This is a genomic window from Rhodococcus sp. T9N (assembly GCF_024436645.1).
GTDB classification, from domain to species: domain Bacteria; phylum Actinomycetota; class Actinomycetes; order Mycobacteriales; family Mycobacteriaceae; genus Rhodococcus_F; species Rhodococcus_F qingshengii.
Genome location: NZ_JAMSKS010000007.1, coordinates 225,249 through 251,143, shown reverse-complemented (window position 1 = coordinate 251,143; position 25,895 = coordinate 225,249). Strand labels below are relative to the sequence as shown.

Sequence of the window (25,895 nt, the reverse complement as noted above, 5' to 3'; positions counted from 1 at the left end):
GCCGGGTCATACCAATTTCTTCCTGTAGGAGCACACAATGCCTTTCTCCGATTACCGCACAGCTCTCGTCACCGGCGCCAACACCGGAATGGGTGCCGCCGTCACCGAGATGTTCACCAAGCGCGGACTGACGGTCTACGGCGTCGCACGCAATGCCGACAAGCTCGGTGAGGTTGCCGATCGCACCGGAATGATCCCTCTGCCCGTGGACATCACCGACACCGCCGCGCTCGCCGAAGCTGTCGGCGGACTGGAGATCGACATCCTCGTCAACAACGCGGGGGTGTCCGCAACCGGAAACATTCTCGACGCCGAAGAAGCATCGGTCGACGCGATGGTGGACGTGAATCTTCGTGCGGTGCTGCACCTGTGCCGCATTCTGCTGCCGGGAATGGTGGAGCGCGATCTAGGTCATGTCGTCAACATCAGCTCCATCGCCGGCCTGTACAACTTCTACGGCCACACTGCCTACCACGCGACCAAGGCTGCGGTGCACCAGATTTCGCGACAGCTGCGAAACGACTGCATCGGCAAGCGGATTCGAGTGACCGAGATCTGCCCCGGCCGGGTCGAGACCGAGATCTTCGGTCGCAACCTCGGCGGCACGCCCGAAGCCATGAAGGAAGCGTGGGAGACCTTCTACGAAGGCTACGAATCCATCACTACCAAGGACATCGCGGATACCATCGAGTTCGCGATCGACGCCCCTGGTCACGTCAATCTTGGTCTCATCGAGGTGCTCCCCACCTTCCAGGTGCCCGGTGGCCTCGACTTCATCCGTCGCAACGACTGAGAGAGCGCATCATGAGTTTTGTACTACCGGAAACGACGCTCGGAGTGGTGGCCCATGCGGCAGGTGACCTGCGGGTCGAGCATGTTGCGTTGACTGCGCCGACCGCCGAGCAGGCAGTGATCGAGATCGCTTACGGCGGTGTGTGTGGATCAGATCTGCACTACTGGACGCACGGCGCGGCGGGGGAGTCGATTCTGAAGGCGCCGATGCTGCTCGGTCACGAGGTGGTCGGCACGGTCGTGACGGCCGCGGCGGACGGAACGGGGCCGGCAGTTGGAACTTCCGTGGCCGTACACCCCGCAACGCCCGGTGGGACCGCGCCTCGGTTCCCGAGCGATCGGCCCAACCTCTCGCCCTGCTGCACATACCTGGGAAGTGCAGCGCAGTACCCACACACCGAGGGCGCCTTCGTGAAATACGCAGTGCTCCCGACGCGCATGCTCCGGGAACTGCCCGAGGGGTTGGACCTGCGGACTGCGTCGGTAGCCGAACCGGCAAGCGTTGCCTGGCACGCTGTTTCGCGAGCGGGAGACGTACGCGGTAAGAAGGCGCTGGTCGTCGGCTGCGGACCCATCGGCGCACTGGTCGTGGCTGTGCTCAGACGAGCAGGCGCGCAGTCGATCACCGCGGTCGACGTGCACGACGTTCCGCTGCAGATCGCGTCGACGCTCGGTGCGGATCGGGTTCTCGAGGCCACCGACGCCCAGGCAGTCGCCGCATCCGATGCCGACGTGGTCGTCGAGTGCACCGGCAATCATCGCGGGCTCGAATCCGCTATTCGCGGGGCGACGCGCGGTGGACGGGTGGTCATGCTCGGGCTTCTTCCGTCCGGACCTCAACCGGTACACATTTCGCTGGCGATCACGCGAGAGTTGGAGTTGGTGGGCTCATTCCGCTTCAACGACGAAATCGACGAGGTGCTGCTCGCCCTCGCCGACGGTTCGCTTGCTGTCGATGCTGTTCTCACACACGAATATCCGGTCGAGGAAGCTCTGGAAGCCTTCGCAGTCGCCAAGGATGCTTCGGTGTCGGGGAAGGTGCTGTTGCGGTTCTGAGTCCTTCGACCCTGTGCGCCTTTATTAACCGCGGGCGGTTAATAAAGGCGCACAGCAGGTTATTCGACCACCAGGCCCTTGGCTTCCAGCAGAGCAGTCAGATTGCTCACCTCGAGTGGGGTCTCTCCCCGCTTGTAACGCTCGATGTACCCGGCTTCGGCTTCGTCACGGGCACGCGAGAGTTCGATTGCCTCGGCAACCTCCTCGCGGCGGACCACGACAACGCCGTCGCAGTCACCCTTGACGACGTCACCGGGATAAATGACCTGTTCTCCGAAGACCAGGGGATGGTTGATCGGGCCGAGAGATTCCTTGACGGTTCCCTCGATGTACACGTGCTTGGAGAAGACGGGGAATCCGAGTTCGCGGATCTCCCGGGTATCGCGCACTCCGCCGTCGGTGACCAGTGCGGTAATGCCGCGCGCAACACAGGCATTGGCCAGAACATCGCCGAACTGGCCGGCGGCTTGATCACCTGAAGAGACGATCAGGACGTCACCCGGCTGTGCGTAGCTGATCGCAACCTGCAGCATGAGGTTGTCGCGGGGATGGCACTTGACTGTGAAAGCGGAGCCGCAGAACTTCATGTCGCGGTCGATCGGCTTGATCGCCGGATGCAGCGAGCCCTTACGTCCCTGTGCCTCGTGAATCGTGGCCGCGGAGAACGTCCCCAGTTCGGCAATCAGGTCCTTGTCCGCGCGATCAATTTTCGTCTTGACGTGAATCATCTTGTACTCCAGAAAGTATGAAAGATCAGGAAAGGCGTTCGACTGCCGCGGCGATCTGTGCCGCGGCCTTTTCGAGGACGGCCTCGGAGGTGGCGAAGGAGATACGGAAGTACGGCGATGCGCCGTAAGCCGAACCCTGAATGGTGGCAACCGACGCCTCGTCGAGGAGATAGAGGACGAGATCCTGGTCGGACTCGATCACGGTGCCATCCGGGGTCTGCTTGCCGATCAAGCCGGCACAGTTGACGAACAGGTAGAACGCACCCTGCGGCACGACGGGCTCGAGCCCGGGGACAACACTGAGGAGGTGAGCCGAGAGGTCGCGTCGTCGTCGGTAACTTCGTACGGATTCGGTGAGGAAACTCTGGTCGCCGGTGAGGGCTTCCACGGCTGCGGCCTGGCTGATCGAGGACGGGCAGGAAGAACTCTGACCCTGCAGTTTGTTGACGGCGCCGATCAATCCGGAATTTCCGAGTCCGTATCCGAGTCGCCACCCGGTCATGGCATGAGACTTGGAGACTCCGTTGGTGACCAGTACCTGATCACGGAGGTGCGGAGCGACCTGCAGCAGACTCGGGATCGGAGCGTCGCCGAAGTTGATCTCGTCGTAGATCTCGTCGACCAACACACTGACATGGGGATTGGCCTCGATCACTTCGGCGAGGGCCTGCAGCTGCTCGCGGGTGTACACAGATCCGGTGGGGTTGCCCGGGGCATTGAGGATGACCCACTTGGTGTTCGAAGTGATTGCAGCGGATAGTGCTTCGGCTGTGAGAAGAAAGTTGTCGGACTCCTCGCACTGAACGATCACCGGAGTTCCGTCGTGAGCGAGGACCATATCCGGGTACGAAACCCAGTAAGGGGCGGGAACGATAACCTCGACGCCGGCTTCGACCGTCGCCATGAGAGCGAGGAAGATGACCTGTTTCGCGCCGCCGCCGACGGTGATCTGGTTGTCCGCGTACTGGATTCCGGTTCGCGAAGCCGCGCGTGCTGCGATTGCCTCGCGTAGAGCCGGGATGCCGTTGACTGCGGTGTACTTGGTCTGACCCGTGTTGATCGCAGTGATCGCCGCAGACTTGATGTTGTCGGGTGTGTCGAAATCGGGCTCCCCGACGGTCAGGTCGAGTATTTCACGGCCCTGGGCCTTCAGCTCGCGCACTCGTTGTGCGGCAGCCACACTCGGCGACTCCCTGATTCTGTCGACGCGCGCAGCCGGAACGAAAGTCGCCATGATGGTCTGCTCCTGGGTCCGGGGTGAGCGTGGATTCCCGTCGTCGACGAGCCACAGTTCTCACTCGGTGATCCGTTCGACCATAGGGTCCTACCAGGGCATCTGACCAAGACCGAACCGTTGTGGCCCGATAAGCAAACGTGATGGAGCGGCGACGGAATCAGACCGACAGAACGCGCAGATCCTCGAGACCGTCCACGACGGGAACGCGCCACGACGCAAGCTCTTCCGGTCCCTGCTCGTCCCACAGCTCGAACAGTTCCGAATCGGTCGATGCGATGGTGCGCTCCACCATTTCGATCAGCCAGGTGAGCCGTTCACTGGTCAGAGCCGCGGTGAAGGAGTCGAGATCGAGGTCTTGGGCGGCGGGGTCGCGTTTGCGATCGGCGCGCACGATCAGCACCAATTCGAGCAAGGCGACGGCGATTTGGCCGCCGTCCACCTCTAGGCAGTCGTCCTCGAATGCCCACTCCACCGATTCGAAGGTGAAGTCACCGTGTCCGATGGACGCGATCAAATCCCCTGCACCGTCGTTCTCGAACGGTCCCGATCCCCACGCGCCCACTGTCTACTCTTTTCCGATTGCCGTCTCAGCGCGCTTCGAGCGCGATCTTCGCTCCGAATCCTAGAAGAACTGTTCCGGTTATGCGCTCGAGTGCCTGTTGCACTCGGGGCTTCTCGAAGGTGCTACGCGCTCGCGAGAGAAGGACCACGTAGCCACTGAGCCACACGATGGTGATGGCTGCGTGGATGAGCACCAGCAATGCAAGCGACGGTCCCGTCGGCCACCCGGCCGGAACCAACTGCGGCAACAGTCCGGTGTAGAAGACGGCGATCTTGGGGTTGAGCAGGTTGGTGGTGAAGCCCGTCTTCCATGTCCCGGCCTTCTGCGATCGTGAAGCGTCGGCATTGTGTTGCATCCGCGACGTCCGGCTCTCCCACAGTGCTCGCACACCGAGATAGATCAGGTAAGCCGCGCCGGCGAGCTTGACGACGGTGTACGCCTCCGCCGACGCGGCCAGGATCGCCGACAGCCCGAGGACGGTCAACAGACCCCACACCAGAAGGCCCGAGACGATGCCGGCCGCTACCCGGAAACCGGCAGATCTGCCCGCGCCGAGAGCAGCCTGCGTCACGACGGCCATGTCGGGCCCGGGGACCAGAGTCAGTAGGGCGAGCACAGCTGTGGCGGCGAGCAGAGCGGTCAGCATGCAACAAGTATGAAGTCGGGGTGGGGAGCATTGTCGGCCGGTGGTGTCGGGCCTGTGAACAAAGAGTGGCGCGGCGGTGTGAACTGCATGGACACGCCCGGAAACCGGCGTCTCGCGAGCCCTGTTCGACAAAGTTATGCACACTGTGGGGAAACGAATCGTTGCAGGTAGAAGGAATAACTATGTTGTAATTCATCCTTTTGTCCACAGGTTATGCACAACTGGGAAGCGGATGTGAATGAAGTTATCCACACCTGTGTGTGCATCGGTGGAGAACTGTCCAACTCCATTGGATACCCGCGAGTAATAAATCCCAACCAGTGGGTTGACCCCGGGACGTTCGTCCTGTCCAATCGAGGGTCAGCGGTAGTCGTGCGATGCTCAGGGGGCGCTTGACGGATGCGGAGATTTGGGTTTGTCGGGATTGTGTTGGTCGTGCTCGCGCTTGTCGTGGGCGGAGTGGCGTATGCCGAACCGGCACCTGAAAACCCACCAGGAGATTCGGCCGGTCAGGCCGGGGCTCACATCAATCGCATAGAGCAGTTGTCGCCCACACGCAGTGCCGTGTTCGTCGAGTCGCCGGCCATGCGACGCGAGGTACAAGTGCAGGTTCTGCATCCAGCGTCGAGCGCCGGTTCACGTCCGTCCTTCTATCTACTCGACGGAGTCAGTGCCGGTTCGGAATCCGGATACTCCGAGAGCACCTGGACCCAGAAGACCGACATCGAAACGTTTTTCGCTGACAAGAACGTCAACGTCGTTCTCCCCGTGGGCGGCACCGGCAGTTTCTACACCAACTGGAAGAACGACGATCCGAACCTCGGTGTGAACAAGTGGGAATCGTTTCTCGCAGAAGAACTTCCGGCGTTGATCGATTCTGCGTTTTCCGGAAATGGGACGAACGTGGTCGGCGGGGTGTCCATGGGTGCGCTCGGCGCGGCCAACCTCATCACACATCACCCGAAGCTCTACACCGGATTGGCCTCGTACAGTGGCTGTCTCGACAACTCCGAATCGTCCTCGCAGGACTCCGTACGGCTCACCGTGGCCAGCAAGGCGGGCGACGCGACCAACATGTGGGGCCCGGCGTCGGACCCCGACTGGCAAAAGCACGACCCGTCCACCAACGCGGAAACGCTGCGTGGGAAGACGATCTACGTGTCCTCCGGTACAGGTGCGCCCGGAGAATACGACAACGTCTTCACCCCGAGTGGACTGCAGACTGCCATCGAAGGCGGACCGCTCGAGGCGCTCGCTAATACGTGCACACAACTGTTCGAAGCGAGGTTGGGGGAGTTGTCGATTCCCGCAGTGTTCGCGTATCGGAACGACGGCACCCATTCGTGGCCGTACTGGCAAGACGCGCTTCACGATTCCTGGCCGACGGTGAAGACGGCGCTGGGAATGTGAGCTGAGAACTACTCGGCCAGTGCCAGTTCGAGCAATTGGAGGGCGCCGTCACGGGTCTGCGCAGCCGCGATGAACCCGGCCTTGTGGCAGAAGACCGAACTGTCGACGCCCGTCTGGGCGGCAAGATCCGAGCCGTTCAGGCCGCGCCACGGCTCCGGCAACAGCTTTCGTGAACCGAACTTGGAGTCAGCAGGCTTGACCGTCTGAATCGACCAGCCGCCGTTGGTGTTCGGGAAGATGGTGAACAGCAGCTCCGGCTGGGCCGACGCGGCGCGGCCGTGGGGAACGAAGCGTTCCAGGACGACGAAGCGCGGATCCGTTGCTTTTTCGTAGGTCTCGGTGAACTCGCGCTCGGCGGCCGCGTCGCCGGCGTACTTGGCGCGCAGGCGAATCAAGACCTGGGTTGCGAGAACGACGGCCAGCTCGAACTGGGTGTCGAACTCCTCGTCGGTGGACGAGATCGGATTGAAAAGGTCCAGCACGGACGACAGATCAAAAGGCTTGGTGCCGTAGTCGTTGAGGGTGTAGATCTCTTGGCCGTTGTCGACGGCGTCGATGCCCTCGACCAGTCGGCTGTCGATACGGCGGAACACGGAGGCGTCGCCTTCACAGAACTGCAGGCCGTATTCCTGCCAGAGCAGACCGAAGGCGGAGTACAGGATGCCGTTGCTGCGCTCGCCGGCATCACGCTGGTGATGGTCGAAGCGCCCCTCGGCAGGGTTGTAGCGACCGCCGACGTCGAGCACGATGTCCGCGCTGTCGAGGACGGACTCGTCACGGCTGCGAACGACGGTGGCGTCGGGGTACAGCTGCTTGAGCAGCGATACGCCGAAGACGTCGTCTGCATGGAACTTGCCGTTATGGGTCGCGATGATCACCCGTCGAGACTAGGCAATCGAGCGCGGGGATGCCTAGTCAGCCGATGGTGCGGATGCGGTCGGTGGCAGGTGGCGAGACCGGCGACCCGGCTGCGAACAGGGCGGTCAAGGCGTCGAGGTCGTTGCCCGCACCGGTCATCTGGGTGGAGTTCTTCAGTGCGGTGAAGCCGTCCCCGCCCTCGGCGAGGAACTTGTTCACCACGACGCTGTAGACGGCGTCGGGCGCGATGTCCTGCCCGTTCAGGCGCATTTCCGAGATCCGCTTACCCGGCGCTGCTCGCCGGTCCATGGCGTAGGTGAAGCCCGCGGACGGGGAGAGGATGCGCTCGGTAGCGGTGCCGTCGAGGTCGATCTGGAATTGCTGTTCGAGAGCGTCCTTCAACACCGCTCCTGTGACGGAGAGCACCTCGAGGCTGTTACCGAATGGCTGAACACCGTAGGCCTGGCGGTAGGTGACCTGGCCGGAAGTGCCGAAGTCCAAGTCCTCGCGCATGCCGCCGGGGTTCGTCAACGCTAGTTGGGCGCCTCGTGTCGATCCGGCGGCGAGTTGAGCGTCGGCGACCAGGTTGCCGAGTGTCGATTCGCCGCTGGGGACGCGGTCGCGTGTCAGATCGGCGGTAATGGTCCCCACCGGCCGCTGAGCGCTGTCCGACGCCTCCGACCAGGCCCGGTCGGCGAGAGCCTGAATATCGGGATCCGGCGAAATATCGTGTGTCACTATCTGATTGAACGCGGACGTCTGATCGCGAACGACCTCGCGTGTGTTGCGATCGATGGTGACGTCTGCGACGGACACGATCCGGCCGTGCGAAGCGCCCTGCATCACGACTCTGGGATTGCCTGCGGGATCAGGGAATTCGCAGTTGTACTGCTGGTGGCTGTCGGCGGTGAAGATGACGTCCACCTTCGGTGACGCACGAAGGGCGATGTCGCGGGCCGGCCCGGACTCGACGTTGCAGTCGTTGGGCCCACCTTCGACGGCCGGTTCGTCCCCACGGTGCAGGAGGACGGTGATGGCTTTGACGCCGAAGAAGTCGAGGACGTCGGCGGTGCGGTTGATCGCTTCGACCTCGTCGCCGAACTGCAGATCGGCGATTCCGCCTGGTGTCACGATCTGCGACGTGTTGGCGGGGGATATCGCGATGACTCCGAGCGGAATGCCGTCGACCATGTTCACGGTGAAGGGCAGCGTGGCCGGGGTGCCGTTGGTGTACGTCATGTTCGCGGCCATCAGCGGGAAGTTGGCGCCGCCGAAGGACGGACTGAACGTGCACGCATCGACGGCGGAGCAACCGCCGGACTGCATGCGACGGAACTCGGCGAGTCCCTTGTCCAGTTCGTGGTTGCCGATCGCGGAAGCGTCGATCTTCATCCGGTTCAGGAGTTCGACCGTCGGTTCGTCGTTGAACATCGCCGACTCGAGCGCCGACGATCCCCAGTTGTCACCGACCGAATACAGCAGCGAGTTGGTGGCTTGGCTGCGAAGTTGCGTCACGTAAGCAGCGAGATACGCCGCGCCACCTGCGGGAGTGAGCGAGCCGTCGGCCTGCCTGATCTCGCTGCGAACACCTTCCGGCGGGCGGAGACTGCCGTGCAGATCGTTGAACGCCAACAGACGAACCGACACCGTGTCCTGGGACTCTGCGTTGGCGACGCCACTCAGGGAGGTCGCGGTGGTGGCGAGAAGGGTCGTTGCGAGCACGGCACACGTTCGTGTCATGCGTCGCGTCATGCGTCGTGCTCCCTCACTCGGACCGGCCTCGAACCTCCCTGAGTGTGCCCGTCTGCCGAAACGAATTCCAGTCCCCGGCGTAACAGTTATGTATCGAGTGTCACGCGGTGACGCCGATGCCCGCGGCCTGCTTCGCGACGTCGGTGTTCGCGAAAGCGAGGAATGCGTCGTTCTCGTGTGGATCGCCGATGGTCATCCGGACGCCCTCGACGCCGTACTGGCGGATCAGAATGCCCGCTTCGGTACTCGCCTCGGCAAAAGCGGGAGAGAGCTCTCCGAGGGGGAGATAGACGAAGTTCGCCGACGACTCGGGGACGGTGTACCCGGCTTCGATCAGAGCGGTTCGAACTCGCGTCCGCTCGGCGATGACACCTTCGGTGCGGGCAAGCAGTTCGTCTGCTGCAGCCAGGGAAGCGATTGCGGCGGCCTGCGCGACAGCGCTCACGGTGAACGGGGTGTGCACCTTGCCGAGGGCCACGATGATCTCCGGATCCGCGACCGCGTAACCCACGCGGATTCCCGCGAGGCCGTACGCCTTCGAGAAGGTGCGCAGAACAACCACGTTGGGGCGGCTGCGGAACAGCTCGATGCCGTCGGCGTCCGAGCGTGAGTATTCGAAGTACGCCTCGTCGAGTGCGACGACGACGTGCGCCGGGACCGCGTCGAGAAAGCTCTCGAGCTCTGCCTTCGACAGTGCATTGCCGGTCGGGTTGTTGGGGTTGCATACGAAGATCAACCGCGTGCGATCCGTGATCGCGGCCAGCATCGCGTCGAGGTCGTGGCCGAAGTCCTCGGTCAGCGGAACCTTGACCGAGACGGCATGGCCGACCTGGGTGACCACGGGGTACGCCTCGAACGAACGCCACGCGTAGATGACCTCGTCACCCTGATCGCAGGTGATCTGCACGAGTTCCTGGCACAGCGTCACGGAGCCACAACCAGCGGCGACGTTGGCCGGCTCGACTTTCAGGAAGCTGGCCAGCGCCTCGATGAGTGCGACCGCGGCATTGTCCGGGTAGCGGTTGGCATTGGCGACCGCGTCGGCGACGGCGTCACGCACACCGGGCAACGGCCCTACGGTCGTTTCGTTGCTCGCCAGCTTGATCGCACCCGGAAAATTGCGTCCGGGAACGTAGGCGGGGATGGAGGCGAGGTCAGGGCGAATGTGTGCGGTCACGAGTCGATTATGCGCGCACTGATTTGGTGCGTAGCGGCCGTCTGCGTGTCAGAGTTAGAAGATGTCGGAAATCTTCCGAGCCACCGCGTATCTGCGCGGAGCCGAAGGGGAGGTCGCCACGGCTGTTCCGCTGACCGTGGTGGAGCCGGACGGCCCGACGCGGGGCGGGATCGTCGTCCTGCATGAAGCCCGGAAGTTCAGCCCGGCTCTGCTGAATCTGATGTGCGCGCTTGCCGGCGAAGGGTGGGTGAGCGTCGCACCTCACCTGTTTCACCGCGAACCCGAACACATGCAGGGTGAGGTGTTCGGTGACAACCTCTTCGCCGACTTCGACGCGACCCTCGATTGGCTCGTCGGACGCGAAGTTCTCGCAGACACCATCGGGGTGCTCGGATTCGACGACGCCGGTACCGCCGCGATGCTCGTGGCCACCAGCCGTCCCGTCGGCGCCGCGGTGAGCGTCGCCGCCCGGGGAATCGTCGAAGCCTTGTCGGTGGATGCTCAGGCGCTTGTCGACGCGGCCACTTCCCTGCAGGCGCCGTGGCTGGCGCTGTACGGCGAGGACGATCCCAGCACGCCTCGCGAACACGTGACTCTGCTCCGGGAAGCGACCGCGAAGGCCGACGTCGCGACACTGGTGGTCAGCTACGCCGGACTGGCTCACCGGGCGGACGAGCCGCCACAGCTGTCCGAGGACGCTGACCTCGACGACCCTGATTCGGCCTCGATCATCGAAGCTCAGACCCGGATCTTCGACTGGTTCGACAGCCACCTGCGGTAAGTCCACAAAACAGCCCGCTGACCACACGTTTTGCCTTTGGTGGCGAAGGGTGTGTAATCTTTCGATCCGGCGGTCCGAAAGGATCGGAACCCCCAGGGAGGCGTGCCAGAGCGGCCGAATGGGACTCACTGCTAATGAGTTGTCCCTTTTACGAGGGACCGGAGGTTCAAATCCTCTCGCCTCCGCCAAGCCGGTGATTTTGACCGGCGGGTTAGAAATGATAGAAATTACGACGGTAAGACACGCAAGACCAGCAAGACAACAGAACATGCGCCCGTAGCTCAACGGATAGAGCACTTGACTACGGATCAAGAGGTTAGGGGTTCGAATCCCTTCGGGCGCACAAGAAAGAAGGTCACAGACTTCAGGTCTGTGACCTTCTTTTTGTTGTGGTGCATACGCAATTCTTGAATGTGTGTGAGGTCACCTCGGCGATTTCGGGCGGTGATCCTCGCGATCGTGGGAACCGACAACCGATCCACGCGACCTATGCTTTCTGCGGAGCAGCCACGCGAACCGAGGAGAACCCGTTGGAGACCGTCGACAGTCGGACGCTCCCGGTCTACTCGGCCGGGGCGGTCGAGGTGCCCTTTGTCATTGCGGGCATGGACGAACTTGTCTCCCGCGAGACCCGGTGGGATGCGCACTCGCACCCGACTCACGAATTGTTGTGGAACGAGCGGGGAGCGTCGAGCGCCACGGTGGGATCGCGCACGTGGACCATTACGCCGACCGTAGGTCTGTGGATGCCCGCCGGCGTCCTGCACTCGGCGATCGCGCCGGCCGGCACCTGGTATCGCGCCGCTCAGCTCGACATCGCATCGGTTCCTTCTCTGTCCGACGTGCCGGTGGCGATCGAGGTCACTCCGCTGCTGCGGAACCTCCTCGAGCGACTGGCAGACGAGTCACTCGGAGCTCCTTCGCGCTCGCTCACGGAGCAGATGGTGATCGACGTGCTGGCACCGTCGCCGAACGAGTTGCTGGTGCTGGTGCCGGACTCGCCACTTCTGCAACCCATCGTCGATGCGATCGGTGACGATCCGAGTGACATGCGAACGCTGTCCGACTGGGCAAGGCTCCTCGGTGTCAGCCCGCGAACCATCACCCGGGTATTTCGGTCGGAGACCGGGATGAGTTTCGGGCAGTGGGTCTCGGCTGTGCGCGCCCAACGAGCGGTGACCCTTCTTGCCCACGGCTTGGATCTACAAGAGGTTGCCGAGCGTGTGGGCTACCACTCGACCAGCGCATTCGGGGCGGCATTCCGACGCACTACAGGCGCTACGCCAGGGATGTTTCGGGCTAGCTAATCGGTCATCTCGCTCTGACTCGATCGCTACACCGGGTGTCCCAAACACGCGATTGCGCCACAATGCCCTCCCGTATACGGTTTAGGCAAACCTCACCTAAGTGCCCTTATCGAGCCGGGTTGAGGGCCGTACCCCTTCTCGAGAGAGTTCTGTTTTCATGCGTTCAAAACGCTTCTTGGCGGTGGCCGCAGCAGCGGTCGCAGTCGCCCTCGGCATGACAGCTTGCAGTTCCGACTCCTCGGAGACCGCCGACGGCGGCAACGCCGGAAGCGGATCCAGCTCCTTCCCCGTCACGATCGAGCACGCTTTCGGAACTACGACGATCGACGCCAAGCCGGAGCGAGTTGCCACCGTTGCCTGGGCCAATCACGAAGTGCCCCTTGCTCTCGGCGTGGTTCCCGTCGGAATGGCAGCGGCGACTTTCGGTGACGACAACGGCAACGGAATGCTGCCGTGGGTCGAGGAAAAGCTCGACGACCTTGGCGCGAAGCCGCCGGTGCTCTTCGACGAGACCGACGGCATCGACTTCGAAGCCGTCTCCGATACGAACCCTGACGTCATTCTTGCCGCGTACTCCGGATTGACGCAGGAGGACTACGACACTCTCAGTGAGATCGCTCCGGTTGTGGCGTATCCCGAGGGGCCGTGGGCGACGTCGTGGCGCGACGTCATCAAGTTCAACAGCATGGGCCTCGGCATGGAATCCGAAGGGCAGGAACTGATCTCCACCATCGAAAAGGAGATCGCCGACGAGGTTGCCTCGCATCCGCAGCTTACCGGCAAGGCAACCATGTTCCTGACGCACGTCGACACCGCTGATCTGAGCCAGGTCAGCTTCTACACGGCGAACGACACGCGCGCCGCGTTCTTCGAGGACCTCGGACTTTCGACGCCGAAGAGCGTTGCCGACGCCTCGACGGGTGGTGAGTTCTCGAAGAAGGTCAGTGCGGAGCGTGTGGACGTCTTCGACGACGTCGAACTGATCGTCACCTACGGTGACCAGGCACTTGTCGACGCACTCAAGGCTGACCCGCTGCTCTCGCAGATGCCTGCCGTCGCCAACAACGCGATCGTGTTCCTCAATGGAACCGGGCCGATGGGAACGGCGGCCAACCCGACTCCACTCGCAATTTCGTGGGTACTCGGCGACTACGTCGATCTGCTCGCCGGGGCCGCTGGAAAGTCGGAGTGACTGTAACCTCGCAGGATTCGACGTCGGGCGCTCGCGATACGCGGCGCCCGACGTTCGGCAATTCGCTGTGGTTGATCGCCCTTCTCGTTGTCCTCGCGGTGCTCATGTGCGCTTCGATCGTCATCGGCTCTCGTGAGGTCGACTGGTCCGATATCGTTGCCGCACTAGGCGGTTCAACGGACAACATCGGTCAGGGTGCGATTGCCAAGCGCATTCCGCGGACGGTGCTCGCGATAATCGTGGGAGCTGCGCTCGGTCTTGCCGGCGCTGTGATGCAGGGGATTACCCGAAACCCTTTGGCGGATCCCGGAATCCTGGGCGTCAACATGGGCGCTTCGCTCGCCGTGGTGATCGGAATGGCGTGGTTCGGATTGTGGACCCAGACCAGCATGATTTGGGTGGCCGTACTCGGTGCAGCCGGGACGGCATTGTTCGTCTACGTAGTCGGGTCACTCGGGCGAGGTGGAGCCACGCCACTCAAGTTGGCTCTTGCCGGGGCCGCAACATCGGCTGCGTTTGCTTCGTTCATCACTGCGATCATGCTGCCGCGAAACGATATTGCGGGCAACATTCGTTCGTGGCAGATCGGCGGCGTCGGTGGCGCGAGTTTCGAGGTGATCCGGCAGGGTCTGCCTTTCCTCATTGTCGGCTTCGTGATCTGTCTGCTGTCAGCGCGCAGTCTCAACTCTCTTGCGCTCGGCGACGAGGTTGCGTCAGGTCTCGGCGAACGCGTCGCGGTGGTTCGTGCAGTGGCAGCGCTCGGTGCAGTGTTGCTCTGCGGTGCAGCCACTGCCATTGCCGGACCGATCGGCTTCGTCGGTTTGGTTGTCCCGCATCTGTGCCGCCTGCTGATCGGTATCGACAACCGTTGGCTACTACCGTTTTCTGCGCTGACAGGTGCCGGCCTTCTCGTCGCCGCCGACATTCTCGGACGAATTGTCGCCCGGCCGAGCGAAATCGACGTCGGCATCATCACCGCGCTCATCGGAGCGCCCTTCTTCATTTACATAGTCCGCCGTCAGAAAATACGTGAGCTGTGACCACTACATTCGTTACTCCCGAAGTCGAGGTCGACGCAGTCGGAGCAAGCCGTATCCGACGAGGTAGACGCCGCCGCATCGTGATTGCCGTGCTGACGGTCCTCGCCGTCGCCTCTTTCGCGGTCACTCTGATGGTGGGAAAAACCTTCTACCCGCCGTCAGATGTGCTTCGGGTCGTGCTGGGGGAGAACGTGCCTGGTGCCTCGTTCACCGTCGGCCGCCTCCGGTTGCCTCGCGCTGTCCTCGCTGTGGTCGCCGGAATCTGTTTCGGCTTGGGCGGCATCACGTTCCAGACGATGCTGCGCAACCCGCTCGCGAGCCCCGACATCATCGGGATCAGCTCGGGCGCAAGCGCTGCAGCGGCTTTCGCGATCATCTCGCTTTCGCTCGGCGGCTCGCAGGTCTCGATCTTCGCGATCGCTGTCGGTCTGGGCGTCGCAGTCTTGATCTACGTTCTGTCCTTCCGAGACGGTGTAGCGGGCACTCGGCTGATCCTGATCGGTATCGGCATCGCCGCGATGCTCGACAGCGTCACCGCCTACCTGCTCAGTACCGCCGCCGCGTGGGATCTGCAGGAGACGATGCGTTGGCTCACCGGCAGTCTCAACGGTGCCAACTGGGGTTCGACGGTTCCCGTGGTCCTGGCGCTGGTTGTCCTCGGACCGGTGCTGCTGAGCCAATCGCGCAACCTTTCGACCATCCAGCTCGGTGACGACGCAGCACAAGCGCTCGGCGTCAGAGTGGAACGAACGCGCATTCTGTCGATCATTGCGGCCGTCGGACTCATCGCCTTTGCCACTGCCGCTGCGGGGCCCATCGCCTTCGTCGCATTTCTGTCAGGGCCCATCGCCGCCCGCATCGTCGGTCCGGGAACATCACTTTTGATTCCGTCGGCGCTGGTCGGAGCGCTGCTGGTGCTAGTTGCCGATTTCTGCGGACAGTACGCCTTCGGCACCCGCTACCCCGTTGGCGTGGTGACTGGCGCGCTGGGAGCGCCGTATCTCGTCTACCTCATCATTCGCTCCAACCGAACGGGAGGTTCGCTGTGACCGAATCCCATACTCTGACTGCCGAAAACCTCGAACTCGGTTACGGAGGACGGACCGTCGTCGAATCGCTCGACCTCGCGGTGCCGCCGGGAAAGATCACGACCATCGTGGGCGCCAACGCGTGTGGCAAATCGACACTGCTGCGGTCGATGTCGCGGCTACTCAGTCCCCGAAGCGGTCATGTTCTGTTGGACGGCAAGGATGTTCATCGCCTGCCTGCGAAGAAGCTCGCTCGCACGCTCGGTCTGCTGCCGCAGTCACCGATCGCACCGGAAGGGATAGTTGTCGCCGATCTCGTCGGCCGTGGTCGTCATCCACATCAGCGGGTGCTGTCGAGGTGGAGCCGCGAGGATGACGCAGCTGTCGCCGAGGCGCTTGCGGCCACGGACACAACCGGATTGGCCGAACGATCGGTGGACGAGCTTTCCGGTGGTCAGCGCCAACGTGTGTGGATTGCGATGGCGCTCGCCCAACAAACCGATCTGCTTCTACTCGACGAGCCGACCACCTTCTTGGACGTGAGCCACCAGGTTGAGGTCTTGGACCTGCTCACCGACCTGAACCGGACTCGGGGTACAACGATTGTCATGGTTCTGCACGATCTCAATCTCGCCGCCCGCTACGCCGACTACCTCGTCGCCATGGCCGATCGCCGGGTCTACGCGGCGGGTGATCCTGCCGAGGTGCTCACGAGCGACAACGTCCGCACCGTGTTCGGTCTCGAGAGCCGAATCATCCCCGACCCCATGTCGGGTAAGCCGTTGGTGTTGCCGCTCGGGCGCCACCACGTGCTCGACGACGTGTCGACGTGACGGCGTCGAACGCCCCGGGCGGGCGGATCGAATCCGCGGAACAACTCAATGCGATTCTCGGACAGCCCCATCCGACGATCATGGAGAAGCAGACCGCTCACACGACTCCGTTGATCCGTGAATTCATCGAGCAGGCACGGTTTTTTGTGCTCGCGACATCCGATGCGGCCGGAAATTGCGATTGCTCGCCGCGTGGAGACCTGGTCAGTCAGGTTCTGTTTCCCGACGAGAAGACGCTCGTGCTCCCGGATCGTCCGGGCAACCGGCGCGCTGACTCGTACCGGAACATGATCGAGAATCCTCACGTGGGGATCCTCTTTCTCGCGCCCGGGCACGACGAGATCGTGCGCGTCAACGGCACGGCGACTCTGTCCACCGATCCTGATCTGTTGGATTCGATGGCGATGAACGGCAAGCCTGCACAGCTTGCGGTGATCGTGCAGATCGACGAGGCGTATCTGCATTGCGCGAGAGCAATTCTGCGGGCGAAGCTGTGGGATCCGTCGACGTGGCCCGCATCCGATGAGGTGCCGAGTCTGCGCGACATGATGGCGGAGCAACACAGCCTGCGCGTCGAGGACCTCGAACCCGCCAGACAAGAGGCGTACCGCAAGTACCTGTACTGAGCGCAGATCCGTCACCTATGTCCGATAATGATCCGTGCCTTCAATTGCCTCCTCGCTGTTCTGGATTGCGCTGATCGCGGCCATTGCGCCGATAGTCGCGGGCCTGATCCCGCGTCGACTGGTTCCCGAAGTGGTGTTGCTACTGGTCGCGGGCGCAGTGGTCGGGCCGTTCGCCCTCAACATCGCAGCTGACAGCGAAGCGGTCGGCATCCTGCGCGAACTCGGCCTCGGCATGCTGTTCCTGCTCGCCGGCTACGAGATCGACCGACAGGAACTCAGTGGGCGCGGCGGACGTCGAGCGCTCTACACGTGGCTGTTCTGCCTCGCGCTGGCGTTCACGGTGGTCGCGCTGCTTGGCATGAGGAACGTGATCTCCGCCGAAGCCGCTGTTGCCATCGCGATGACGTCGACCGCTCTGGGCACGCTGCTGCCGATCCTCAAGGACAACAAACTCCTCGACACACGCTTGGGTAAGACCGTCCTCAACCACGGGGCCGTCGGCGAGCTCGGGCCGGTCGTCGCGATGGCGGTGCTGCTGAGTGCCCGTGGTGCCGTGCTGTCGCTGATCGTTCTTGCCGTCTTCGCCTTGATCGCTGTCATCGTTGCGGTGCTGCCCGGCAAGCTGATTCACGAAGGCTCGTGGACACATCGCCTGGTGCGGGCAGGGGCGGACACGACGGCGCAGACGACGGTCCGCCTCACCGTTCTGTTGTTGGTCAGCCTCGGAGTGCTGTCGGCTGTGTTCTCACTCGACGTCATTCTCGGTGCATTTGCCGCCGGCTTCATCCTGCGGCGATTGATGCCAGAGGGCGACGAGCGCCTCGAGATCAAGCTCGACGGGATCGCCTTCGGGTTCCTCATCCCGATTTTCTTCATCACTTCAGGCATGGCGATCGACGTCTCGGCGGTCGCCGCCAGTCCCGGCATACTGATTGCGTTTTTGATCCTGATCGTTGCAGTCCGCGGCGTGCCGGTGTTCTTCGTGACCAAGTTCGAGAAGGTCGAACCACCCTTCACCACGCGCGAAAGTGCGCAAGTCGCGTTGTACGGGGCTACCGGCCTGCCCATGATCGTGGCGGTCACGGGCGCGGCCGTCGACGCGCATCAGATGTCCTCGGACAACGCGTCGATTCTTGTCGCGGCCGGGGCGATCACGGTTCTGCTGTTGCCGATGATTGCCACTCTGTTGACGAAGAAAGAGAAAGTGTCCTGATTCAGAGATCCAACTGCTCGTCGAGCCAGTCGAACATCCGCTGATCAGTCAGACGCCTCGCTTGCTTCGATTATCAGGGGCCGGAGAAAAAGCCGTCGTCGACGTCGATACCGGTTTCCAGCGCCGATATCTCATGGCTGCCCGTTCGGTCCGCCCACCGCAAAGGGATCCCGGTTTCCGCGTCGAACGCCACCGTGGCATCACGGCCGGCCCAATCCGGTGGCATCGCGAATTCCCACGCTCTCCGCCCGTCGACCTCTACTTCCCGCCCTGTCGTGTCGGGTGGGCGTAGGTCGGCGAAAGGTGTGTACGGCCAGGTTCTGTGTATCTGGAGAAGTTGTTCGATATGGATGTCGAGACTGTATCCGCCGTTTCGTCGTTCGAGGACCCCGTCGGTGCGGAACCACGTCTGCTTCTGTCGGTTCTGCAGAAACAGCACTCCCTGCTCGTCTTCGAGACGGATGCAGGTGCGCGGCTTGAACCAGAATTCGAGTCGCACGGAGGGACGACCGCCGGGGGGTCGCCCGCGGAACATCACCCCATGTAGCGGAATCCGTTCCGCCGCTTTGTAACGTCGCGCTACCTCGCTCCACGCAGCGGGCGACTTTCGCGGAGAAGCCTCAGATGGCACATCTGCCGAGGGGGACTGTCCTGACTTGGGGACAACGGCCACCATAAATTGGCCTTCCACGAATAGCGAGGCGGGGACTGCGACGCCGGTGATCTGCTCGGCGAGAGCAAAGGCGCCCTCCAACGCATGCTCACCTGCATAGCCTTGGGCGTCATCGTCGATTCCGATTCCGCCGACATCGAGAATCAAATCCACCATCCGATCGTCCCCGACCACCGGGCTGGATCCGAAGAGTTCGAATTCAGCCACGCGTGTGCCGTTCGACCACCAGATGAACTGGCTGTCGGCATTGACGCTGAGATAGTGCGAAGCCACCTCGCGATCGGATAGAAGGGGCCGCATCAATTCTTCGGAGATAGCGAAGGAACCGCCGTTGATCTGCATCAACAGTGTGCTGTCGTCGCCCACCGCCGCGACTGCGACTACCTGCCCAGCCCCGGCTGTCTCGGGCTGTTCAGTGAGATCGGACATCACCTCGCCGAGTTCGGCGATCCCGATTGCCTCCGATTGTGTGTTCTCGTCGGCGCCGAGGGCACTCAACACCTGTGCGGGAGTGGACCGAGGGATGAGTGCAGCGCAGTACCCGAGAGACAGGCTCGTGTTGAGGTACTGCTGAATCCACACATAGTCGTGATAGGTAGGCACACTCGCACGCTTCCACAGATCGATACCCGACGAATGCCGAACTCCATCGAGCGCACAGCAAATACGCCATCATTCGATCGTTGATTCGAGGGCCTGATTCAGAGATCCAACTGCGCGTCGAGCCAGTCGAACATCCGCTGATCCGTCAGACGCCTCGCCATGGGCTGGCAGTGGAAGTTCGCGCCCTCGGCAGCGGTGAAGGGAACCACCGTCGTCGGTCCGCCGGCGAGGGCGGCAAGCCGCTTGGATTGACCGGGCCAGAATTGCTCGCCTTCCGGATCGGTGATGAGCAGGGGAGTGGAGATCGAGCCGGCGACGTGTTCGAGGTGGTACTTCCGAACCTCGGCGAGAGTGTTGTAGTAGCCGTCGGCGAGGTACGGACGCGCTCGGAAACGCCAGATTCGGGCGCTGTCCTTGGAGAATTTCATTCCCAGCCCTATCGCCATGTCGCGGTCGAAGGCCTCCGACTTCCCCTCGTCGAGCAGCTTCTGCATGTTCTTGGGGATGTGGGCGAGCCACGACGCGGCCACGTCCACGACCCCCGGATCGGCGATCGCTGCCGCGATCCGATGCTCGAACGCCAACGACTGCGGCACCCAGTACCCGCCCTGACTGATCCCGTACATCGCCAGCTTCGACGCATCGACGTCCGGCCGGTCCACGAGATAGTCGACGACGGGCGTGATGACGGCTTCCCAGTCGTGACGGAACGGGATGTTGCGCTCGAAGAGCATCGACTGCTGACCGGGACCGTCGAACATCAACACGTTGTAGCCCCGCTCGAGCGCCCCGGCACCGCCGCTCCCCCACAGCCCGCTGATCGGGCCGTCGCTACCGTTCACCATGATCAACGTCGGCCGTCGCACGTCCCCGGGCGGCCGGAAGAAGTACCCGGGCAGGTAGGTGTCCTCGTAAGGGATCCGGACGCGTTCGACGGGCTGGGCGGTGGTGTCGACGAAGCGGTCCCACGCCTGTCGGTGACGTTTGAAAGTGGGGACCAGAACCGAATCGTCGCTGAGACCGTCGACTGCGTTGATCGCCACACCGAAGTACGACGCCGCCCGCAGGTACGCGTTGGACGCGCTTCGCGAATGCCCGGCCTCGGCTGCCTCTACTGCCTGCCCGAATACCCGTGTGCCGAGGTCGAACCAGGCCTCGTACCAGCCTTCGAGGTCCTTCTCGCCGACGTGAGCGATGGCCGAGAGCACTTCGCCGGTGTCTGCCGCGCCGAAGGTGGCTTGCCCGAGAACGACTCGTAGCTCGAAGTCGAAGGATTCGTTGCGATAGAAACCAGCAGTGAACGCCTGGTGCGGATGGGCGAAGAACGACGACGCGAGAGACATGGGCACACCTTCGCTAGTTCGGGGCAGCCATTTTCAGTTGTAGTTCCAGGATCGCCCGAATCGCTTGCCGGAAAACCTGTCAGCGCGGCGACGCCGGGAGCCCGGTGGATGGCGGCCTCGACATCGCAAATGCCAGGGTGCACAACCACAACGACATTCCCAGCACCTGCGCACGTTGAGCGATACCCAGTCCGAGATTACCGCCGCCGGAGACTTCGATGCTGTTGGTCGTCAACATCCACACCGTCGCAAGGGAAGTCAGGATCAGAATGGTCAGACCCGTCGTCCGCAAAGAAGGGTGCTCGCGATACCTGAACGCTCCCACGGTGAATGCGATCATCGCGGTGAAGATCGCGAAGACCGCCACGCTGCTCGTCAACGCGTGAACATGGTGGAGCTGCGGAAGTAGACCGTCGGGTGCGCTCGACGGGCAACCCTCGCCCGAGCATTCGAGGGGGAACGACGCGTCGGCGATGGTCGCGATGCCGAACACTGCCAGCGCAATCCAGCCCGTGACGTAGAGCCTTCGCCGGGGCGTGATCAGCAGGCCCAGCGCTCCGGAGATCAACATCAAGATTGCGGACAGGACATCGGCGTTACCGAAGACATCGCGGTATTTCTGGTTCTCGGCATCGAGTTCGCTGAGGAACGATGTCACCGGGTCGAGGCCGGTGTCCAGGAAGAATTCGAGAATCCACGACGAGTAGACGATTCCGCCCAGAGCCAGCGCAGCCACCAAACCCCACCGCGCAACGTTGCGTTCCTTCACGAAATCGAGCTTACGGACCGAGCAGGGCTTTCTGGACGCGTTCGGCCGCTACCAGCGGATCTTCGTGCTCCCAGATGCGGATGACGGTCCAACCCTGCTCTGCCAGACGTGCATCGGTGTCGCGGTCTCGAACCACGTTGGCGGCCAACTTGTCCGTCCACCACTGCGCGTTGTTCTTGGGAAACGTCGCATGCTGCGGGCAGCTGTGCCAGAAGCATCCGTCCACGAACACCGCGACTTTGCGGCGTGGAAATACCAGATCGGCCCGTCGGCGAACACCTTTGACAGGCGCCCGATCCACGAAGTACCGGAGTCCGCGTCGATGCAGCTCGCGTCGAAGTGCGATTTCGGGTTTGGTGTCGCGCCGACGCTGAGCGCTCATCCGAGCGCTGGTGGCAGGATCCGTCGCAGGCACCGTGGTTCCCTCAGCCGTCGGAATCTTCGCTGTCTTCGGGATCGGACCAGGTGGGCGCAAACCTGTTGCGACGCTCCACTTCACCGTGCACGACGGTCACGAAGTCGGTGAACGAGAGCGTCTGAGCTTCGGTGGGGCGTCCGTTGCGCGGCGGCGGCTCGTCGACGTCGAAGAACCGAACTGCGCCATCGGGTTCGTAGAGTCCGATGTAGACCTTCTCGAAGAGGTCGTAGCGGGTGTCCTCGGCGCCGAGATCCACCCAGGCCTTTCCCGGAACGCCGACCACCGCGCGCTTGCCTCGGCCCGAGCGCTTCGAGAGCGTCGTGACGTGGTGTGCAAAAGAGGATTTGCCGGTGTCGCTGGTCTTGGTCGGGTCGCCGTCGTCGCACGTGGCGTACGGCTCGAACATGACGGCGACCAACACGCTGTACGGCTGACGTTGATGCAGAACCATTGCCTCGCCACGCAATTCGTGGTCGTTGCGGACGATGTTCTTGGTCCACCGTCCCAGCTTGCCGCTGCGGGGACTGTAGTCCTGGAAGTTGTACGTCTTGATGGAGACGCAGAGGATCAGGCCGAGAGTGGGGTCGAGTGCCTTGACATCCAAGCGCTTTCGGCCCTTGGCGACATCGACTGTTGCCTCCTGGCCTTCACCGGACGCCGTCGGGGTGATGTTGGGATACAGCGGACGCAGAGCGTCGGCCACCGTCTGTGCCAGTTGATTGGACAGTCGCTGGGCGTAGTTCTTCTTCTCGCCGCGATCGGCGTCGGCCGGGGGCTTGTCGCCCGCGAGTTGCAGTGCACTCCACAGTGGTTCGTGTTCCGGTTCGGAAAACAGCGTTTCAGGTTCGGGGAACAGCGAGTCCGTCATGCTGCGGCCTCGGGGTATCCGCCCATCCGCTCGAGATGGCTTTCGACGTCCTCGATGAAACCGGGGATGAACCGAAGATTACCCATGCGTGCGCGCTTGAGGAAGCCGGCGGTGGCCCGAGCCGACAGCAACCGCGTGTCTTCGAGGAAGCCGCTCAGATCCTCGTAGTCGTACTGGACCGGCCAGGTCGAGGTATGGACGCGGAAGGCCTGGCGGTTACGGCCCCAGGCCGCACTCGGCCAGGCGTCGCCCGGTTCGAGTGGCGTCTCGCCCGCGGCGTCGTATTCGATGGGATCGCTCAACCGGCCACCGACCCACGACGCCATCCGCACGCTCACGGCATTGCCGACGAGCTTCCAGCGATGGCTGTGGCGTAGGCCGGGAACCTCGACGGACGGCAGCGTCCAGTCGGGATCGAAACCCTGCAGTCGCTCGGCATCGACTAGACCGGGAGTGACGATCTCACCTGACGGCAACCGGACTGCCGGCTGACTGGGGATGCCGACGGACGAGCCGCCCTTGAGCGTCGGCACGGCATTGACGGCCCATCCGAGACCGCGAGTGCCTTCGGTCCAGTAGAAGCCGCAGGGGTAGTCCGCGGGATCGCCACCCAGGCGCTCGCCGGCGTCCTGGCCGAACAGGATTTCGCGGGGATCATCTGTGCGCGAGGCAAGCATGATGACTCGCTGGCGACGCTGGGGGAGTCCGAAGGCGCGGGCGTCGACCACCCGGTACGCCCAGGTGTATCCGAGGTCTTCGAGGGCGTCGGTGATGTGCCGCATGGCGGCGCCCTTGCCGAGCTGGAGCATGAACGGAACGTTCTCGATCAACAGCCAGCGCGGGCCCTTCTTGCGCTTGACCAGACGGAACACCTCGTCCACCAGGCCTGAGCGTGCGCCGGTGATGCCTGCCGTTTTGCCGGCCTGAGAGAGGTCCTGGCAGGGGAAACCGGCGGCCACCAATTCGATGTCACTGGGCAGCGCGCGAAGTTTGGTGACGTCACCGTGCAACGGCACGTCGGCGAAACGCGAACGGAGAACCGCCTGCGCGCCCGGATCGATTTCACACAGCAGTTCGGTGTTCCACCCATGTTCCGAGAGCCCCAACTCGAGACCACCGATACCGGCAAACAAACCCACCATGCTCCGCGACGACGTCACAGCACCCTTCCTCACGAACCGACCTAGAAGCACGGTACTCGAGAACTCCGACACCGTTTGCCAACTATTCGGTCCGCGGCGTGCTCCTTACGGAAGAACCGTTGTGAAACGCCTTACATCGAGATCTTCGGGGCCGATCGAAGTCCCTAAAAGGTCCCTGATCGAAGCAATAACCCGAACCAGCGGTGCTCCGTGCCCGTTCGTCCATTACCGTGGTCGGGTGAGCATCCAACCTTCCGGTGACGCGTCCTGGCCCGCGGTATTGACCTGGCAGGCCCACAACGCTCCTCGTATGGAGTCTGTTCGTGTGCAGCTGAACGGAAATCGCATCAAGGCTTCCGGCCGGATCATCGGTGGAGCCTGCAGTGAGCACCCGGCATTCAGCGCGTCGTACGACCTGGTCACCGACGAGGCCGGCATCACCCGCCGGTTGTCCGTGCGGACCGCCCTGGCCGCCGGTGAGCGTCAGATGTCGATCAGCCGGGACGAAGAAGGCACCTGGATGGTCGAGAACGGCGCCAGTCACCAGCGCTCTGCGTTCGATGGCGCACTCGATGTCGACGTGATCCTCAGCCCGTTCTTCAACACGCTGCCCATCCGCCGCGTCGGCTTGCAGAACGACATCGAAGACGCCGAGGTCCCGGTCGTCTACGTCAATCTCCTCGACCTGCGCGTCGAGGGTGCGACCATCACCTACAGCTCCGGCGCCGACGGAATCAGTGTGCTGTCCCCGGTGTCCAGCTCGACGCTGTCCGTCGACACCGAAGGTTTTGTCCTCGACTACCCGGGTCTGGCAACTCGTATCTAGGTTTCGTATCTCCAGGTTGCGTAGTTCTAGGTTGCGGATCGCCGGATGACGCCGCCGCGTCGACCGGCGTCTCGCATCCGGTTGATCCAGTCGGGTTCTCCGGCCTGAACGTCTTCGATGTCCCACCGCTCGTGCGACTCGTAGGCGCCGCGCGCCGCGAACCCTGCGTCCACCAATCGTGCCGTCGAGCCGTTGTCGAGCAGATCGGTACGTGCGCCCTGCAAAAGGTCGAGCGCCTCGTCCAGCGCGACCAGCAGGGCGTCGCGGTTGCCCTCGCACATCGCCCGCACCAGGCCAGGAGCGCTCCCGGCCACGCGAGTGCCGTCGCGAAATGATCCGGCAGCCAGCCCGAGAGCCAGTTCGCCTCCGGCAGCTCCGGTGATCGCAAGCGTTTCCGCGAGCAGGTGAGGCAGATGCGAGATTCGCGCGACTGCTCGATCGTGTTCCAGAGATTCGGCCGGCACGACGACCGAGCCGCAGTCGAGTGCAAGGTCGGCGACCTGCGACCACACGTCTGCGTCGACGCCCTCGTCGGTGGCAACGACCCACACCGCGTCGACGAACAGATCGGCATCCCCGACCGCCCAACCCGAAGCTGACGTCCCCGCCATCGGATGACCGCCCACGAACTTGGCGCTCAAGCCCGCTCGTTCGACCGCGGCCTTCACTTCACCCTTGACGCTGACGACGTCCGTGATCGGATTGTCGGGCGCATGCGCGGCGATTGCCTCCAAGGTGGCGTCGACGGCAGGCATCGGCACGGCGATCACGATGATCGCGCCGCTTTCGTTTGCTCTCTGCAGCACTGAAACCAGATCGGTGTCGGCGTCGAAACCGTCGGCTCGGGCCGCGTCGGCGGACTCGCTGGAACGGTTGTAACCCCACGCCCGGCGGCCGGATCGGACGGCGGCGCGAAGTAGCGAACCGCCGATCAATCCGAGGCCGAGAACGCAGACTGGTGGGGCGGAATCGATCGCAGACACGAGTTCAGGTTGGCACATCGATGCTCGGACTT

Annotated in this window: 26 protein-coding genes and 2 tRNA genes; 14 read left to right on the top strand and 14 right to left on the bottom strand. The window is 63.1% G+C overall.

The features are described 5' to 3' along the window. The first annotated feature begins 37 nt into the window (after positions 1–37). Positions 38–793 carry an SDR family oxidoreductase gene (locus tag M1L53_RS14870; protein WP_007731698.1) on the top strand — a complete coding sequence of 252 codons (756 nt, stop codon included), beginning with the start codon at positions 38–40 and terminating at the stop codon, positions 791–793. Positions 794–804: 11 nt separating this feature from the next. Continuing rightward, positions 805–1,848: an L-idonate 5-dehydrogenase gene (locus M1L53_RS14865; RefSeq protein WP_054188639.1), complete on the top strand. Its 1,044-nt coding sequence runs from the start codon at positions 805–807 to the stop codon at positions 1,846–1,848. A 59-nt stretch (positions 1,849–1,907) separates the two neighbouring features. Here the strand turns inward: M1L53_RS14865 and M1L53_RS14860 are convergent, their stop codons facing one another. From M1L53_RS14860 to M1L53_RS14845, 4 genes are all read right to left on the bottom strand, one after another. After that, complete coding sequence (locus tag M1L53_RS14860) at positions 1,908–2,576, bottom strand: 4-carboxy-4-hydroxy-2-oxoadipate aldolase/oxaloacetate decarboxylase (RefSeq protein ID WP_007731695.1); 669 nt, start codon at positions 2,574–2,576, stop codon at positions 1,908–1,910. Positions 2,577–2,601: 25 nt separating this feature from the next. Continuing rightward, entirely contained in the window at positions 2,602–3,810 is a 1,209-nt protein-coding gene (locus M1L53_RS14855; RefSeq protein ID WP_007731694.1) for an aspartate transaminase, read from the bottom strand. Between the two features lie 160 nt (positions 3,811–3,970). Beyond that, positions 3,971–4,375, bottom strand: a complete 405-nt coding sequence (locus tag M1L53_RS14850) for a DUF4259 domain-containing protein (protein WP_054188638.1) — start codon at positions 4,373–4,375, stop codon at positions 3,971–3,973. 25 nt (positions 4,376–4,400) lie between these two features. Continuing rightward, positions 4,401–5,021: a LysE family translocator gene (locus M1L53_RS14845; protein ID WP_054188637.1), complete on the bottom strand. Its 621-nt coding sequence runs from the start codon at positions 5,019–5,021 to the stop codon at positions 4,401–4,403. Positions 5,022–5,420: 399 nt separating this feature from the next. Between M1L53_RS14845 and M1L53_RS14840 the strand changes: the two genes are divergently transcribed. Next, complete coding sequence (locus M1L53_RS14840; RefSeq protein WP_054188636.1) at positions 5,421–6,431, top strand: alpha/beta hydrolase family protein; 1,011 nt, start codon at positions 5,421–5,423, stop codon at positions 6,429–6,431. 8 nt (positions 6,432–6,439) lie between these two features. Here M1L53_RS14840 and M1L53_RS14835 read toward each other — a convergent pair whose 3' ends face one another. The 3 genes from M1L53_RS14835 to hisC form a co-directional block, all read right to left on the bottom strand. Continuing rightward, positions 6,440–7,309 carry an MYG1 family protein gene (locus M1L53_RS14835; protein ID WP_003943978.1) on the bottom strand — a complete coding sequence of 290 codons (870 nt, stop codon included), beginning with the start codon at positions 7,307–7,309 and terminating at the stop codon, positions 6,440–6,442. A gap of 37 nt (positions 7,310–7,346) precedes the next feature. Then, entirely contained in the window at positions 7,347–9,041 is a 1,695-nt protein-coding gene (locus M1L53_RS14830) for a bifunctional UDP-sugar hydrolase/5'-nucleotidase (RefSeq protein WP_054188635.1), read from the bottom strand. Between the two features lie 100 nt (positions 9,042–9,141). Next, positions 9,142–10,218 (bottom strand): histidinol-phosphate transaminase, encoded by a 1,077-nt coding sequence (gene hisC / locus M1L53_RS14825; RefSeq protein ID WP_007731684.1) that lies wholly within the window; start codon positions 10,216–10,218, stop codon positions 9,142–9,144. Positions 10,219–10,279: 61 nt separating this feature from the next. Between hisC and M1L53_RS14820 the strand changes: the two genes are divergently transcribed. The 10 genes from M1L53_RS14820 (at position 10,280) to M1L53_RS14775 (ending at position 18,238) form a co-directional block, all read left to right on the top strand. Beyond that, complete coding sequence (locus M1L53_RS14820; protein ID WP_003943860.1) at positions 10,280–10,999, top strand: dienelactone hydrolase family protein; 720 nt, start codon at positions 10,280–10,282, stop codon at positions 10,997–10,999. A gap of 96 nt (positions 11,000–11,095) precedes the next feature. Further along, a tRNA-Ser gene (locus M1L53_RS14815) sits at positions 11,096–11,187 on the top strand. An 82-nt stretch (positions 11,188–11,269) separates the two neighbouring features. Continuing rightward, positions 11,270–11,342, top strand: a tRNA-Arg gene (locus M1L53_RS14810). Between the two features lie 46 nt (positions 11,343–11,388). Continuing rightward, positions 11,389–12,306 carry an AraC family transcriptional regulator gene (locus M1L53_RS14805; protein WP_082239025.1) on the top strand — a complete coding sequence of 306 codons (918 nt, stop codon included), beginning with the start codon at positions 11,389–11,391 and terminating at the stop codon, positions 12,304–12,306. A 157-nt stretch (positions 12,307–12,463) separates the two neighbouring features. Next, on the top strand, positions 12,464–13,498 hold the full coding sequence (locus M1L53_RS14800) for an iron-siderophore ABC transporter substrate-binding protein (protein WP_050655595.1): 1,035 nt from the start codon (positions 12,464–12,466) through the stop codon (positions 13,496–13,498). Beyond that, positions 13,495–14,538 carry an iron ABC transporter permease gene (locus tag M1L53_RS14795; RefSeq protein WP_050655594.1) on the top strand — a complete coding sequence of 348 codons (1,044 nt, stop codon included), beginning with the start codon at positions 13,495–13,497 and terminating at the stop codon, positions 14,536–14,538. The genes M1L53_RS14800 and M1L53_RS14795 overlap by 4 nt, the downstream gene beginning before the upstream one ends. Continuing rightward, positions 14,535–15,587: an iron chelate uptake ABC transporter family permease subunit gene (locus M1L53_RS14790; protein WP_020905855.1), complete on the top strand. Its 1,053-nt coding sequence runs from the start codon at positions 14,535–14,537 to the stop codon at positions 15,585–15,587. Before M1L53_RS14795 ends, M1L53_RS14790 begins: the two co-directional genes overlap by 4 nt. After that, positions 15,584–16,399, top strand: a complete 816-nt coding sequence (locus M1L53_RS14785; protein WP_050655593.1) for an ABC transporter ATP-binding protein — start codon at positions 15,584–15,586, stop codon at positions 16,397–16,399. Before M1L53_RS14790 ends, M1L53_RS14785 begins: the two co-directional genes overlap by 4 nt. Beyond that, positions 16,396–17,025, top strand: a complete 630-nt coding sequence (locus M1L53_RS14780; protein ID WP_054188634.1) for a pyridoxamine 5'-phosphate oxidase family protein — start codon at positions 16,396–16,398, stop codon at positions 17,023–17,025. The genes M1L53_RS14785 and M1L53_RS14780 overlap by 4 nt, the downstream gene beginning before the upstream one ends. Before the next feature lie 34 nt (positions 17,026–17,059). Beyond that, positions 17,060–18,238, top strand: coding sequence for a cation:proton antiporter (locus tag M1L53_RS14775; RefSeq protein WP_050655592.1), 1,179 nt, complete (start codon positions 17,060–17,062; stop codon positions 18,236–18,238). A 73-nt stretch (positions 18,239–18,311) separates the two neighbouring features. Here the strand turns inward: M1L53_RS14775 and M1L53_RS14770 are convergent, their stop codons facing one another. The 6 genes from M1L53_RS14770 to M1L53_RS14745 all read right to left on the bottom strand — a co-directional run bounded on the left by M1L53_RS14770 (position 18,312) and on the right by M1L53_RS14745 (position 24,054). After that, positions 18,312–19,514, bottom strand: a complete 1,203-nt coding sequence (locus M1L53_RS14770; RefSeq protein ID WP_030535753.1) for a DUF6461 domain-containing protein — start codon at positions 19,512–19,514, stop codon at positions 18,312–18,314. A gap of 98 nt (positions 19,515–19,612) precedes the next feature. Next, positions 19,613–20,857, bottom strand: coding sequence for a S9 family peptidase (locus M1L53_RS14765; RefSeq protein WP_050655591.1), 1,245 nt, complete (start codon positions 20,855–20,857; stop codon positions 19,613–19,615). 79 nt (positions 20,858–20,936) lie between these two features. Continuing rightward, positions 20,937–21,626 carry a DUF998 domain-containing protein gene (locus tag M1L53_RS14760; protein ID WP_007731663.1) on the bottom strand — a complete coding sequence of 230 codons (690 nt, stop codon included), beginning with the start codon at positions 21,624–21,626 and terminating at the stop codon, positions 20,937–20,939. Positions 21,627–21,636: 10 nt separating this feature from the next. Then, positions 21,637–22,041 carry a very short patch repair endonuclease gene (locus M1L53_RS14755; protein ID WP_019746481.1) on the bottom strand — a complete coding sequence of 135 codons (405 nt, stop codon included), beginning with the start codon at positions 22,039–22,041 and terminating at the stop codon, positions 21,637–21,639. Between the two features lie 10 nt (positions 22,042–22,051). Further along, positions 22,052–22,912 (bottom strand): hypothetical protein, encoded by an 861-nt coding sequence (locus M1L53_RS14750; RefSeq protein WP_003943911.1) that lies wholly within the window; start codon positions 22,910–22,912, stop codon positions 22,052–22,054. Then, positions 22,909–24,054, bottom strand: coding sequence for a DNA cytosine methyltransferase (locus M1L53_RS14745; protein WP_030535749.1), 1,146 nt, complete (start codon positions 24,052–24,054; stop codon positions 22,909–22,911). The genes M1L53_RS14750 and M1L53_RS14745 overlap by 4 nt, the downstream gene beginning before the upstream one ends. A 238-nt stretch (positions 24,055–24,292) precedes the next feature. Between M1L53_RS14745 and M1L53_RS14740 the strand changes: the two genes are divergently transcribed. Then, on the top strand, positions 24,293–24,880 hold the full coding sequence (locus tag M1L53_RS14740; RefSeq protein ID WP_073512852.1) for a putative glycolipid-binding domain-containing protein: 588 nt from the start codon (positions 24,293–24,295) through the stop codon (positions 24,878–24,880). Positions 24,881–24,906: 26 nt separating this feature from the next. Here the strand turns inward: M1L53_RS14740 and M1L53_RS14735 are convergent, their stop codons facing one another. Next, complete coding sequence (locus M1L53_RS14735) at positions 24,907–25,881, bottom strand: prephenate dehydrogenase (RefSeq protein ID WP_031332706.1); 975 nt, start codon at positions 25,879–25,881, stop codon at positions 24,907–24,909. Between the last annotated feature and the right edge of the window lie 14 nt (positions 25,882–25,895).

Bases quoted from the DNA above. Each gene is read 5' to 3' on its own strand.
- M1L53_RS14855 (WP_007731694.1), bottom strand. From the start codon at position 3,810: ATGGCGACTTTCGTTCCGGCTGCGCGCGTCGACAGAATCAGGGAGTCG.
- M1L53_RS14750 (WP_003943911.1), bottom strand. From the start codon at position 22,912: ATGACGGACTCGCTGTTCCCCGAACCTGAAACGCTGTTTTCCGAACCG.
- M1L53_RS14765 (WP_050655591.1), bottom strand. From the start codon at position 20,857: ATGTCTCTCGCGTCGTCGTTCTTCGCCCATCCGCACCAGGCGTTCACT.
- M1L53_RS14745 (WP_030535749.1), bottom strand. From the start codon at position 24,054: ATGGTGGGTTTGTTTGCCGGTATCGGTGGTCTCGAGTTGGGGCTCTCG.
- M1L53_RS14845 (WP_054188637.1), bottom strand. From the start codon at position 5,021: ATGCTGACCGCTCTGCTCGCCGCCACAGCTGTGCTCGCCCTACTGACT.
- M1L53_RS14865 (WP_054188639.1), top strand. From the start codon at position 805: ATGAGTTTTGTACTACCGGAAACGACGCTCGGAGTGGTGGCCCATGCG.
- M1L53_RS14840 (WP_054188636.1), top strand. From the start codon at position 5,421: ATGCGGAGATTTGGGTTTGTCGGGATTGTGTTGGTCGTGCTCGCGCTT.
- M1L53_RS14800 (WP_050655595.1), top strand. From the start codon at position 12,464: ATGCGTTCAAAACGCTTCTTGGCGGTGGCCGCAGCAGCGGTCGCAGTC.
- M1L53_RS14870 (WP_007731698.1), top strand. From the start codon at position 38: ATGCCTTTCTCCGATTACCGCACAGCTCTCGTCACCGGCGCCAACACC.
- M1L53_RS14820 (WP_003943860.1), top strand. From the start codon at position 10,280: ATGTCGGAAATCTTCCGAGCCACCGCGTATCTGCGCGGAGCCGAAGGG.
- M1L53_RS14735 (WP_031332706.1), bottom strand. From the start codon at position 25,881: ATGTGCCAACCTGAACTCGTGTCTGCGATCGATTCCGCCCCACCAGTC.
- M1L53_RS14830 (WP_054188635.1), bottom strand. From the start codon at position 9,041: ATGACGCGACGCATGACACGAACGTGTGCCGTGCTCGCAACGACCCTT.
- M1L53_RS14860 (WP_007731695.1), bottom strand. From the start codon at position 2,576: ATGATTCACGTCAAGACGAAAATTGATCGCGCGGACAAGGACCTGATT.